General features: G+C 40.9%; 11 protein-coding genes. 8 read left to right on the plus strand and 3 right to left on the minus strand.

All coding sequences use genetic code 11. The annotated features are described in order from the left end of the window. Positions 1–136 precede the first annotated feature (136 nt). Positions 137–442, plus strand: coding sequence for an ABC transporter permease (locus LVD17_RS22585; protein WP_233761561.1), 306 nt, complete (start codon positions 137–139; stop codon positions 440–442). A gap of 69 nt (positions 443–511) precedes the next feature. Here LVD17_RS22585 and LVD17_RS22590 read toward each other — a convergent pair whose 3' ends face one another. The 3 genes from LVD17_RS22590 to LVD17_RS22600 form a co-directional block, all read right to left on the minus strand. Then, the gene (locus tag LVD17_RS22590) at positions 512–3,589 is read right to left on the minus strand and encodes a CHAT domain-containing protein (RefSeq protein ID WP_233761563.1); all 3,078 of its coding nucleotides are present in this window, start codon (positions 3,587–3,589) and stop codon (positions 512–514) included. Between the two features lie 249 nt (positions 3,590–3,838). Next, entirely contained in the window at positions 3,839–5,878 is a 2,040-nt protein-coding gene (locus tag LVD17_RS22595) for a glutamine--tRNA ligase/YqeY domain fusion protein (RefSeq protein WP_233761565.1), read from the minus strand. 133 nt (positions 5,879–6,011) lie between these two features. After that, positions 6,012–6,920, minus strand: coding sequence for a DUF1338 domain-containing protein (locus LVD17_RS22600; RefSeq protein ID WP_233761567.1), 909 nt, complete (start codon positions 6,918–6,920; stop codon positions 6,012–6,014). Between the two features lie 131 nt (positions 6,921–7,051). Between LVD17_RS22600 and LVD17_RS22605 the strand changes: the two genes are divergently transcribed. The 7 genes from LVD17_RS22605 (at position 7,052) to LVD17_RS22635 (ending at position 13,343) form a co-directional block, all read left to right on the plus strand. Next, positions 7,052–7,951: a LysR family transcriptional regulator gene (locus LVD17_RS22605; protein ID WP_233761569.1), complete on the plus strand. Its 900-nt coding sequence runs from the start codon at positions 7,052–7,054 to the stop codon at positions 7,949–7,951. 286 nt (positions 7,952–8,237) lie between these two features. Beyond that, on the plus strand, positions 8,238–8,879 hold the full coding sequence (locus LVD17_RS22610) for a hypothetical protein (protein ID WP_233761570.1): 642 nt from the start codon (positions 8,238–8,240) through the stop codon (positions 8,877–8,879). A 13-nt stretch (positions 8,880–8,892) separates the two neighbouring features. After that, the gene (locus tag LVD17_RS22615) at positions 8,893–9,351 is read left to right on the plus strand and encodes a (2Fe-2S)-binding protein (protein WP_233761572.1); all 459 of its coding nucleotides are present in this window, start codon (positions 8,893–8,895) and stop codon (positions 9,349–9,351) included. Position 9,352: 1 nt separating this feature from the next. Continuing rightward, positions 9,353–11,599, plus strand: a complete 2,247-nt coding sequence (locus tag LVD17_RS22620; protein ID WP_233761574.1) for a molybdopterin cofactor-binding domain-containing protein — start codon at positions 9,353–9,355, stop codon at positions 11,597–11,599. 287 nt (positions 11,600–11,886) lie between these two features. Beyond that, positions 11,887–12,285, plus strand: coding sequence for a hypothetical protein (locus LVD17_RS22625; protein WP_233761576.1), 399 nt, complete (start codon positions 11,887–11,889; stop codon positions 12,283–12,285). Further along, positions 12,266–12,859, plus strand: a complete 594-nt coding sequence (locus tag LVD17_RS22630; RefSeq protein WP_233761577.1) for a hypothetical protein — start codon at positions 12,266–12,268, stop codon at positions 12,857–12,859. Before LVD17_RS22625 ends, LVD17_RS22630 begins: the two co-directional genes overlap by 20 nt. Continuing rightward, the gene (locus LVD17_RS22635) at positions 12,834–13,343 is read left to right on the plus strand and encodes a hypothetical protein (protein ID WP_233761579.1); all 510 of its coding nucleotides are present in this window, start codon (positions 12,834–12,836) and stop codon (positions 13,341–13,343) included. Before LVD17_RS22630 ends, LVD17_RS22635 begins: the two co-directional genes overlap by 26 nt. The last annotated feature ends 52 nt before the right edge of the window (positions 13,344–13,395 follow it).

The raw sequence follows: 13,395 nt of genomic DNA on the forward strand, positions 1-13,395 counted from the left end.
TCCAAAGGGAAACTCAATATTAACGGTCACCTTCCAGGGCATGTTTAAGCATAAATCAATTATCTTAGCAAGGTATGGGTTTTGATCATAACATCTCAATCTCTATGGAGCCACTTATCCGTTTCAATACACCTTTATGGCGTTACAACGCTCAAAGGAAATAGGCATCAGAAAAGTGTTGGGAGCCAGTCACTTAACGCTTTACTTTACTCTGGTAAAGGATTTTCTTGTGCTGCTTGCCGTAGCGTTTGCTGTATCTGTAGCCATATCCTGGTACTTCGGCAATAACTGGCTTCAAAACTTTGTATTAAGAACAGACTTTGACTGGTTGAACCCACTGATTGCCGCTTTTGCCACCCTGTTAATTACGATGCTTACCCTAAGCTACCATGCTCAAAAACTGATCAGGGCGAATCCCGTGGATAGTTTGAAGGAGGAGTGATTGTAAGAGGTGAGGTAAAATCCATAGGAAGAGTTAACTACCCTTCCTTTTTTTATATTCCCGGCAAGTTTAAAGCCTTCCTTTAACCCAGTCTGGGGCTCTGGATTTATTGTTTTCTTTTTGCATAAGCTGCCGTACCCAATACAAGCAAAACATCAACCCTATGCCCCCGAAAGCCCAATACCAACCTTTGTGATTTTCATTTTGAGCAATTGGTTTTATATTTCCCATGACAACAAAACTGTTCCAGTAGAAGGGATGCTGACCTAGTGGAGAAGCCTGATCCAGGTAGTTAAGTTTGGCCATTCTCAGTGCCTCATCCTTGTTCTTTCCTTTGGCAAGGTTCCTGTAAAATTCCCCCATGATAATTGACGAAGACTTATCGTCAACACGCCAATGGCTCATCACTACTGAAGGACATCCTGCATATTGAAAGGCCCTAGCGAGACTCATAAGCCCTTCGCCGCTATGTAATTCTCCACTACCTGTATTGCACGCACTCAAGACGGCTAGTTGTGTATTAATATGCTTGCTGTAAATCTCAAAACTATGTAAATAGCTATCATTTAAGCTGTCAGTAGCATGGCTAAAAACAAGTTTGGAGTTCATTGGATCTTCATCGTCGACCAGGGCATGCATGGCAAGATGAACGATATCATAATCATTTATCCGTTCATTGAACATCTTCTCGGTAGCCATTTCCGAATGAAGGAACTCACCTTCAAAATATTGGTTAATAGACTGGAGTTCTGTTTGGTTCCATTTCAAAGGTGTGACTTCGTCGCGAAACTTGCCTAATATTTGAAGATCAACGGTGGACTTTACCTGTTCCGGATAGTTTGGAGCAAATGCGAGTACCAAGGATTTCCTTTTTACGTCTGGTAGCAAATGCTCCTTGAACAAAAGGGTAACTGAGTATGCATAAGAGATGTTATAATGTTTAATGAGGTAGGGCAATTTACTATATTGCTGCTTTTGATCAGAGTCTGGTTTCCCGGACAGCAGGAGTTCAAATGGTACTTGGTGTAAAGGGCCATTTGGAATAACATATAGTTTTTTTATTCCCGGAAGGTTGCTGAGTAATGGTTTTACCTGATCCTGGTAAAGTTTATAAGCCACTTGAGTATATGCATCAAAGGCTTTCTGCTGATTATTAAGAAAAAATTCAGGTTTTAAACTATGTTGTAGCGTACTTATCTGATCCTTGGTAATGGCTGGCAATTCTTCTATAATAACACTATCTTTGCTAATAGCGAATACATAAGTGCCTTCTTCGGTACTGAAATACTCCAAAAGTGCTTCCTGCTTCTTAAGCTTACTTTGAACCTCTGTCAAAGATTGGGTTTCGTAATTATATTTTATATCATAATATCTAGGGTAGGCCTTTTCCAATGACTGGATTAACGAGTCCAACTTGCGGTTAAGGTTAAATAGCTTCTCGTTATATTCATTGAATTTTACTGAATCCTTTATATCAGTCAAGGCCTGCAAACATAATGACTGATAATAGGAAATATCTAAATTAAGATCACCTTCTAACTGTTTAAGATTATTCGGCAACAAGTCCTGTTGTTTACCCGATTTTGAATTTATAGCTTCTAAAATCACATTGGCTTTGCTCTTTTGACTAAAATAGAACGCAAGCTCCCTATATTCATTGTTTTTAGTGTTATTAAACAATACTAAGCATACTTTAATTGCATTTTTATAGAGAGGTTTGGCATATTGTTCCAAAAACGCCTTATCACTCCCATTTACATATGATTTAAGCCTTTTGTCAACCAGTTTATCGCAAAGCTGAAAATTTTTAAGAGCAGTTTCTAAGTCTTTTAAATCACTGTTCTTTTCATATAGTCCATAAAATGTAATTCCCTTATCCCTTAATGTGCCAAATAATGCATCTGCATCCATGTAATTACTAAGAGATGGAGAGGCATAAACTGATGTGTTATTAAAATCTATTACATTGGCAATTAATGCTTCTTGCAAATGATTTAAGGCTAATCCATATTCTTTTCTTTTTGAATAGACCATTCCTATTTCTGCATATACATGTTCTACTTTTGGATGCTTTAAGCCGAAAATACTTTTTCGTAGATGAAGGGATTTTTTTAAATATTTCAATGCCAGTTGGTCATAACCAAGTTCGGAATATAATTTTCCCATAAGGAAATAACAAGTAGCTAAAATAGTCTTACCGTAAATAGAAGGGTCGTTTTGTAAAATTTCTACTCCACGAAGGCAAGTTTTGATAGCCAAATTATGCTTCTTATCTAGCTGATAAGTACTTGCGATATTAAAATAGATCAACGCAATCTTGGCATTGCTTACTTTTATTGTTTTGCAAATACTAAGAGCCTTATTAAAATATTTATGTGCTTCAGTGTTTCGTTTACAGTTAACATAGTTAACACCAATATTAATATAGCTGTCGGCAATATAACGATGATAAGGTGGGTAAATTTTGTTTTCAATAGCCAGAGCCCTCAAATTATATTCCAATGCCAAATTGTGCTGAAAAGAACTAGAGTATACAAGGGCAATATTATAGTATAACTTATCAAGTTCATAATTATTTTTATATGGAGATTTTTTATAACAATCTATAGCTCTTAAGTAAAATCCTTCCGCTACTTTATCATGGCCTTTTTTTGCATTTATTAAACCTATTCCGAAATAGGAATCAACCCTATCATGAGCATTAGTTAAAGAATCATTTTCTCTTATTTTTAAGGCTTTATAAAAATATGTTAAAGCTTTCTCTAGGTTATTCTTACGATTTTCAACAAAACCTAACTGTTCATAAGCTTTAGCTGCAATCTGGCTACCGCTTTCACTCTCCTTCAATACAACATCTACAAAAAAATAAGCACTATCAAATCGATTAAGCCGTCTATAGTTCTCCGTCAATTTATTTAGACAATCAAGGTATTGCAATTTTAAGCCCAACGCTTTGTATATATTACTTGCCTTTTTGAAAAATTGAATCGATGCCTCATAATCAACAGCAGCTTGCAGGGTCGAATCTCCGATATGATAATATTCATTCGCTAATACCGTATCACCAGCATTGTAAGTCTGCGAATAGCTTATGCTAAAAAAGGAAAGAGTGATAATCAGGCAAGAGAATCTTAAGGGCATATCCATGAATTAAGGCTGATTGGGGCAAACACAAATAAAACAATAAAACCACAATTCACAACTTTATTGAGGTTCTTCATTTGGTAGTTGGAAAGGGTGAAAAGTAAACAAATAGTGTAGGAGGAGACAGACCCGGGAAAAGGCAATCTTTGATGATTTAGTGACAGGCGAGATTAAAATTAGATGGTGGAATGGTATTTCATTCCACCATCTATTCATTTATATTCTGTGAGCAAGATTGCACTGCTATTTCAATCACTTTATCGCTTTCGCTTCTTCAGCCAGCAATTCATTTTCATCATTCAACCCTGCCTCAATAAAAGCATCAATTTCAGAATTGCGTACCAACCCTTTATTGAGCAATACACCTAAAGTGATCATAACACCAATACGGGTTCCTACCTTCTTAGCAGCGGTATTGAACAGCGGTTGGATCTCTTCATAAGAAACGCCTTCTGCAAGGTTCATAATGCTGGCTTTAGCATTGGCAAGTTTGTCCCCAGACAGGTTGGTGTACTTCTTACTGATTTTCTGGATCTCGTTGACAGCACTTCTTTGTCCCTGAGGCTGCCCTTTGGCAGGCTGAGAAGGCTTATTGCCTTGCTGTACAGGCTGAGACTGCTGTTTGGCCCAGGTATCCCTAAGTCCAACAGTTTTGTTAAATATTAGGTGCTTAGAGGTAGCATCTTTATCCAAAGTGAAATACCCCAGGCGTTGGAACTGGAACTTATCATCTAATTTAGCTTCCTGCAAAAATGGCTCAAGATATGCCTCTTTAATGATTTTAAGGGAATCAGGATTGACAAATTCCATAAAATCCTTGCCTTCGTGGCTGTCCGGTGCTTCGTCTAAAAACAGGCGGTCGTACTCACGAATCTCTGCTTTTATGGCATGTTGAATAGACACCCAGTGCAGCGTACCTTTCACCTTTCTCATGCTGGCTTCTGTGCCGCTTCCTGATTTTGAATCGAGGTCACAGGTACAGTGGATTTCTGTAATATTTCCTTTCTCGTCTTTAACTACAGACTCACCCTTAATAATGTAAGCATTCTTCAAGCGCACTTCCTGCCCCAAAGTAAGTCTGAAAAACTTGCTTCCGGCTTCTTCTTTAAAGTCTTCACGCTCGATGTATAGTTCTCGTGAGAACGGCACTTCATGCGTGCCTGCATTAGGATCTTCGGGGTTGTTTTCTGCAACCAGCATTTCCTCTTTCCCTTCAGGATAGTTGGTGATCACCAGCTTTACCGGATCCAGAACACCCATTACACGGGTAGCTGTTTTATTCAGGTCCTCCCTGATACAAAATTCGAGTAATGACACATCTGTCACCCCATCTCTTTTGGAAATGCCTGAAAGCTCACTGAACTTCCTGATAGATGCCGGGGTATATCCTCTGCGTCTCAAGCCGGAGATTGTCGGCATACGGGGATCATCCCAGCCGGCAACGGTTTTGGATTGTACCAGCTCCAGCAATTTGCGCTTACTCATAACTGTATAGCTCAGGTTGCGTCGGGCAAACTCGCGTTGCTTGGGCCTTAGTTTATTGTTATCATATATCTGGTCAAGACACCAGTCGTATAGCTCCCTGTGAGGCTTAAATTCAAGCGTACAGAGAGAATGTGATATTTGTTCAAGATAATCAGACTGACCATGGGCCCAGTCATACATCGGGTAGATGCACCATTCAGTACCCGTTCTGTGATGGGCTTTTCTGACGATGCGGTACATCAATGGGTCGCGCATCAGCATATTGGGCGAGCTCATATCGATTTTGGCACGCAATACATAAGTACCAGCCTCAAATTCACCTTCCTTCATTCTTTGGAACAGATCCAGGTTTTCTTCAACGCTTGTATCCCTGAAAGGACTGGCCTTACCGGGTGTAGTTGGCGTTCCCTTTTGCTCGGCAATCAGCTCTGGAGACTGGCCGTCTACATAGGCCTTGCCTTGCCTGATCAGTTCAACAGCCCAGTCGTATAACTCCTGGAAATAATCTGAAGAATAGCACTCCTTATCCCACTGAAAGCCCAGCCACTCAATATCATACCGGATAGCGTCTACATATTCCTGCTCTTCTTTGGTAGGGTTGGTATCGTCAAAGCGCAGGTTTACCGGAGCATTAAACTTCTTTCCAAGGCCAAAATTGAGGCAAATAGATGCCGCATGACCTATATGTAAATAACCGTTGGGCTCAGGAGGAAAACGAAAGCGCAGCTTGTCAGTAGATAACCCGTTGGCAAGGTCTTCCGCAATGATCTGTTCTAAAAAATTCAGTGATTCTGGTGCTTCTGTCATGGTTGAAAAAATTGAACTGCAAAATTACTGCAAATACAATCAATTACAACCGTAGCTCTACAGTTTTAGGAGTTTTTGGTTAGAAGACCTGCAAGGATAGAAACCCTGCAGGTCTGTAAGTATTTGTATGCTGCTACGCCATCGATGTCTGTTCCAGATAAGTACTTTCAAATATCTTATCGGCATTGGCTGATTCGAAGCCATCTCTTCGGTGTTCTCTTGTGATTTGTTCTTTTGGCAGGTCCTTAAATTGAGGTAGCACCGAGCGTTCGGCAAATTCTACATAACTGCCCGAAATCTTCATTTTTTCTCCATTGGCAAAAGTCGCCTCCTGCATTTTAGATACAGAACTGCTTTGTCTCAAGAGCCCGTCTTCGCTGGTTTTGATCTTTCCTCCCGCGGTATTCAGCACTATACCGATAGACTCAAGAAATGCGTTGAATTGCTCCAGCGTATTATAACCGTCGGGCAGCTCATGGATGCTTATCGTATAATGGTTAAGGTAATACCTGTTGTAGATTACCCATGCTGCATATTCGCTTTCCTGGAGCAGGGCTTTGTAGTCTTCCAGCGTCGGCAGATCCCAAAGTGGTTTGTAAAAGAAATTACCCACCTCATCAGTGTTATTCAGATCAATTTTTTCTACAGGGCACTGATCAATATCACTGACATATTTGTTGATTATTTCCTGCGCTTTTTCAGACAAGTCTTCAACCCTAAGTTCACTTACAAATATTCTGGGGAACCTCTCCACGGGAGGCTCATACCAAAAAGCATTCAGCTTCTTTTCTTCAAAGTAATAGGGGTCTTTTTTCTTATATCCATAGTGTAGGAAGATCTTTTCAAAAGAAGCAATACCCAGATTAGGCACTCCCAGGGTTCGGAATGCTATGTGGTCATTGATAATGTCGCTTTCATCTGCGATCATGTCATTTTCGATCATTGCATTGCTAATCTTGTTTACCTCAGGTACATTTTGCTTGTAAGGATCGAACAACGCGCTCAAAATCTTATCAAGAGAAGAATCCTTGTCAAAATTCATAATAAAGTGATTTTTAAAAGTTTAATAGTTTAAAAATGAGTGCATATGGCTCTGCATGACTTCAAAAAATTTAATCCATGTTGCAAAATTATTATTTAAAAGAATTACATTCAATTAACATTTTGAATGTAATGATAAGTTTAACTAATCAATTGGAAGTCCGGCACTTTGAATATTTCCTGGTACTGGCAGAAACATTGCACTACGGCCGCGCTGCAGAGCGGCTTTTTATAACCCAATCTGCTCTAAGCCAGCAGATCCAACGCCTGGAAACTATACTAGGTCATGAGCTTTTTGTAAGGACCAACCGCAAGGTTATACTCAGCCATGCCGGTGAGTTGTTGAAAGAAGAAGCCGAAGCCGTGCTCACACAATTGAAGAAGAGCATGGAGCAGTGGCAATTCAGGGTAGAAGGAGGCGAGGGAATTGTAAGGATCGGCTTTGTGGGTTCTGCCATGCAGGTTTACCTACCCGGATTATTAAAAGCGTTTACTTCCAGGTACCCTCGCATCCGGTTTTACCTGAAAGAGCTGAGCAACAAGGATCAATTACAGGCGCTGGACAAAAAGGAGCTGGATATTGGCTTTCTCCGATCTAATAACCTCATGGCCAATATGCAAAGCCTTCGTGTTTTTAGGGAAAACCTGACACTGGTACTTCCTGAAAACCACGCCATAACTGACCAAAATTTTGTTGATATCGGCCAATTGGCAGATGAATCGTACATTTTGTTCCCCAACGAAAGCAGCCAGATGTTCTTCGGGCAGATCATGACACTCTGCAGGGAGCATGGTTTTATACCCAAAATATCGCATCAGTCTATACACGGGCCAACCATATTTAAACTGGTAGAGAGCGGATTGGGCATTTCCATAGTGCCAAATTCTCTGGTAGACAGATATAACTACAAGGTCAGGTACATCGAACTGGACAACATTCAGCATAAGACAGAACTGTTTGCAGTCTGGAATAAGTTTAATGACAATACGGCACTGGCATCGCTTATTAGTCTTTTGAAAGAAGCGAAATAAATCGTTATTAATCAACAAGTTATATCCAATCAGCGAAATGTGCATGGAGGAATACATACCCTTAGGCCTTTAAAAGTCCGAGATCAAAAACTGCTTTTCTTACTTCACCAGTCACCTTTTCCATATCTATGATACCTTAGTTATGTATTTTTATCAAAAAAAGTGGATCGTTTTTTAAACTCATTGGTAATAAATTAGTTTATACTTATAAATGCTGTTTTGCTGATGAAGCAGGCATGGCGGGTTAGAGCAAAATAGCATTTGATCGAAAACCAAACAGCCTGACATGAAGTTACCGCCACAAATGATCTCAAGCATATTTCAATGGAAAATACTGCTGATCTTAGCATTCATTCTCTTTCTCACCACCGCTATTACAATTAACCCCGGGCAGACCAGCCTGGAAGCTTATAGAAAAGGGCTCTCTGATAAAAATGACAGTGTAGCTTCAGTAAGAGCTTTTGCCAAAGTTTATAAAGTTCTGATGCATCCGCGCTGTATGAACTGCCATCCGTCAGGAGATGTGCCCTTGCAGGGTAACGATAGTCATTTACATGCTATGCTTCCTCAAAGAGGGGTAGATGGCAAAGGGATATATGCTATGAAATGCTCAAATTGCCACCAGGGCAAAAGTGTTCCATTGGATAATGCTCCTCCGGGCAACCCGAAATGGCACCTGCCACCGGCAGATATGAAAATGGTATTTGAAGGTAAGTCTGCTCATGAACTGGCGAGGCAACTGGTAAACCCTGAACTCAACGGACATAAGTCTATGGACGATTTGATTGAGCACGCAAGCGATACATTGCTTAAAGCAGGCTGGACCATGGGCGGAGATCGCACACCACCTCCTCTAAGTTATGAAGAATTTAAAACGGAATGGATAAATTGGATTGAAACAGGCGCTTATGCCCCCGCAGAGAATTAAAAAAAAACTGATTATGGCACTATTTAACATTAAAGTAAATGGCACACTGCACAAAGTAGACGCAGAGCCAGATACTCCATTGCTATGGATACTCAGGGACAACCTGGATTTGACAGGCACAAAATTCGGATGTGGTGTTGCGCAATGTGGTGCATGTACTGTTCACATAGAGGGGAACGCGGTAAGAGCCTGCACATTACCGGTCAGTATAATAGGTGATAAGGAAGTAACAACCATCGAAGGGCTGTCAAAGAATGGCGATCACCCTGTACAAAAGGCATGGATCGAGCATGATGTACCCCAATGTGGGTATTGTCAGGCTGGTCAGATCATGAGTGCTGCCTCATTGCTGTCGCAAAATCCTGACCCTACTGATGCGGAGATCAGGAGGGCCATGAATGGTAACATCTGTCGATGTGGCACCTACATACGTATAAACAGAGCAATAAAAACAGCAGCAAAAGAAATGTAGTATGGCTTCAGTAAAAACACATTTTAACAGAAGGTCCTTTTTGAAAGTAACTGCAGCCGGTGGGGCAGGTCTCATGTTGCAGTTCAGTTGGATACCATCACTGGCAGGTAAAAGTACCCCCGAAGCTATTGAAAAGGCTTTCAGGCTCAACGGATTTATAAAAATCGCCACTACAGGAGAAGTAACTATTTTTTCTCCCAATCCGGAAATCGGGCAAAATGTAAAGACATCCATGCCGATGATCGTGGCAGAAGAACTGGATGTGAACTGGGAATCAGTAAAAGTAGAGCAGGCTCCGTTAAACACTACCCTGTACACCAGACAACTGGCAGGGGGTAGCAGGTCTATTATGCAGGGATGGAAAGGCTTGAGAATGGCGGGAGCCACTGCAAAACATATGCTCAAAGAAGCCGCCGCAAAAAAATGGGGGGTTCCGGTCAGTGAAATCACAGCCGGCAACAGCATGATTCACCATAAGAAAAGTGGCAAAAAAGCTGGTTATGGAGAATTGGCATCTGCCGCTTCAAAAATAAAGGTACCCGATGAGGTACAACTCAAAAATACAAGAGATTTTAATATCATCAGCACTTCAAAAGGTAATGTCGATGCACATGAGATAATTACCGGCAAACCTCTTTTTGGTTTGGATTACAAGCGTGAAGGGATGCTGATAGCCATGACTATACACCCTCCGGCTTTTGGCATGAAGCTGAAGAGCTTTGACAAATCAAAAGCTATGAGTATGCCTGGTATTACAGATGTATTCACCATTAATGCTTATAAAGATGATTATATACAAGGCCCGTTTGATACATCAGCTTTTCCTGAACTGGTGGTAGTAGTGGGTAAAAGTACATGGCAGGTGATGAAAGCCCGGAAAGCAGTAGAGGTACAATGGCAGAAATTTGATGCTTATGCCGTAAAATTTAAAAGTTATAGCGGCCAGGAAGAGACCCGGGAGGTACCTGCCGGACTGGAAAGCTCTGAGGAGCACTTTATCAAACTCAAAGAAAATGGTTTGGCCACGGCTAAGGTGGCCCGCAAAGATGGTGACCCTGAAAGGGTCTTCAAGGAAGCTACAAAAGTTATAGAAAGAACCTATACTGCACCTTTTCTGGCACACAATACCATGGAGCCCATGAATTTCTTTGCCAATGTAACATCAGAAAAAGCTGAGCTTGTGGGACCGGTACAAACTCCGGAATTTATGGAGAAAACCGTGGCTGAACGATTGGGTATGCCGCTGGATAAGGTCGATATACATATGACCCGTATGGGTGGTGGGTTTGGAAGGAGGCTTTACGGACACTTCCTTGTAGAAGCTGCAGTAATTTCTCAAAAATTAAAAGCTCCTGTAAAGCTCATTTATACCAGAGAAGATGACATGACCTTTGGCAACTACAGGCCTGCCTATCACGCTTACTACAGAGCAGCCCTCGATGCAAACAATAACCTTATCGGTTTCCACGTAAGGGCAGGTGGGATACCGGAAAGTCCGCTCTTTGAAAATCGGTTTCCTGCCGGAGCTGTGGATAATTATCTGGCAGAAACATGGGAGACACCATCAAATATTACCACTGGAGCATGGAGAGCTCCCAGATCCAACTTTATGGGTGGTGTGGAACAGGCGTTTCTGGATGAGGTGGCAGAAGCGGCAGGTAAAGACCCCATCGCATTCAGGCTGGAGCTTCTCGAAAGGGCAGGTAAGAAGCCTGTAGGCAGCAATAATGATTATGATCCTGAACGCTATGCCGGAGTGCTCAAACTGGTACGAGACAAATCCGGCTGGGGCAAAACTGCTATGGGTAAGAGCAGAGGCGTAGGTGCATATTACTGTCATAACAGCTATGTGGCGCATGTGGTGGATCTGGTTATGGAAAACGATACTCCCGTTATTGAAAAGGTCTATTGTACTGCTGATTGTGGTATAGTCGTCAATCCTGTTGCAGCCACCAATATGATGGAAGGTGGTACGGTAGATGCCATCGGGCATTCGCTGTACAGCGCCATGACTTTTAAAGACGGAAAACCAGAACAGCAGAACTTTGACAAGTATAAGCTGATCAGAAACCACAACGCTCCCAGAGATATCGAAGTCCACTTTGTACAAAACAATATTGACCCTACGGGACTGGGGGAACCACCATTTCCGCCTGTGGTAGGAGCTCTCGCCAATGCACTGTATAAAGCTACCGGCAAGCGTTATTATAATCAGCCCTTTATGATTGCACGGCAAAAAGTAACATGAGCAAGGACAGGGCGAACTCTAACCAATTGACTGACCTATCGCAATGTTCTCTGGAACATGTGATACTCTCCGGCCGGCAGATAAGAGCCCAAGATTACTACACCGGATAGCTACCCCTGTTCAATTTCTGAAAAACAGGAGTTGCAGGAATTACATTTTAATCATTTTATTTTTAATTTTAATTAGCTTTCTACCACTCTTTTAGGGGAAAAATACCCAAGATTGGGTATTGACAAATCGTGAATAAATTCATAGCTTATCTCCTGCTAACCTTTCAATTAGTTGATATGAAAGCTCTTGCTTTTTTCATCACCCTAACAATAGTCAGTGGTTCATTGCATGGTCAAAGCAACCAAAATAAAGCATGCAGAGAACTGGAAGAATTACTTCCTAACCGGGCATGGAAGGTACAAAGGTTCTACAGGGCCTCTCTGGAATCAGTTAATTACGACAGTTCCAAGTTTGACTCTCCTGAGCAGCAGGAGAACAATCTTCATCACTTCACAAAAGGAGAAAGCTCGCAAAGTAATTGGAACATCTCTCTTAACCCAAGAACCAACCTTGTACTGATCAGGTTAGAAGGCTGGGAATTCAAACAGTGTTTTATTTATAATAATACTGTCTTTTTGATGGAAGAAATTGCCCGCACAAATTATAAATATAAAATTGAACCGATTACAGATTGACCGGCTAAAAACAGTGCAGGGTTTCCGGCGTAACCGACCACCTGAAAATAATAAACAAGCCGGTAGTAGCTTCTGGGAATACTTGCTTAAACTATTACCTATTCTGGTTTCAATCTTTGGTGTAATAGTAGGGCTGTTTCAATACTCCTATAATCAATATATTCAGGATGTTCGCAAATATAAGCTATCCTACTATGATGAAAGATTTGCCACTTTAAAAAGCATGGCAGAAATTTTATCAAGGATTGATACTGAAATTTCAATTAATCCGGCAGGAAGGACTGAAACACAGCAAGATAGCCTGATTAAACTCGTCAAGGAACTTAACCGATCTCAATATTATGCTTATTTATACCTGAATCCCTTAGATACCGGGACAGATCTTAAGTTGATCAATAGCCTGGATACATGCAGCCAGCATCTTAGCAATATGTTAATCGGATTTCCGGTGAGTAAAGAAGATTTTAGAGCTTCAAGTTTAAGGTCTATGCAGATAATAGGTGATATTCTAAGAAAAGAAAAAGATGAAGTTAATACATTTAATTACAATGCTTTTATTGATATGCTGCTATAGCTATGGACAAAAAGACAGCACACAGCAGAGTGAATTTTTGCCATTTTTGAGTGCCCCTACAAAAACTTATATAGGCACTCATATTAATTTCTACAGCGGTTATGAAATTTTTGCAAAAGACCGGGCAGCAGGTACCCAAATGTTCCCTATAGGTTTGGATACAAGATTTTTCAGGCAAAAGGTACTTTATGATATCAGCGCCAGCTATACTTTCATTAACCTGCAGGGAGGGTTTACTTCATATGTATTGCTTACCGCTGCAGTGGGCACATGGAACAATTCAAGTGTAATTAGCCTGGGTCCGACTTATATGCTGCCTCTTTTTAACTATGATCACCTGATAGGTCTGGAACTGACCTGGGAAACCACTTTTATACCACTTTCATTAAATGGTATGTATAACCCAAGCGCTGAGTATTATTACATATTCTTTGGAATTAAACTGCCTATCCTCCCAATTAAAATAATCAGAGAAAAGTATTGATTAAACTATCACAAACAGCTCGGCGCAAACACGATGATGTCTATTAAAAATT

It is taken from the genome of Fulvivirga ulvae (assembly GCF_021389975.1).
Lineage (GTDB): Bacteria > Bacteroidota > Bacteroidia > Cytophagales > Cyclobacteriaceae > Fulvivirga > Fulvivirga ulvae.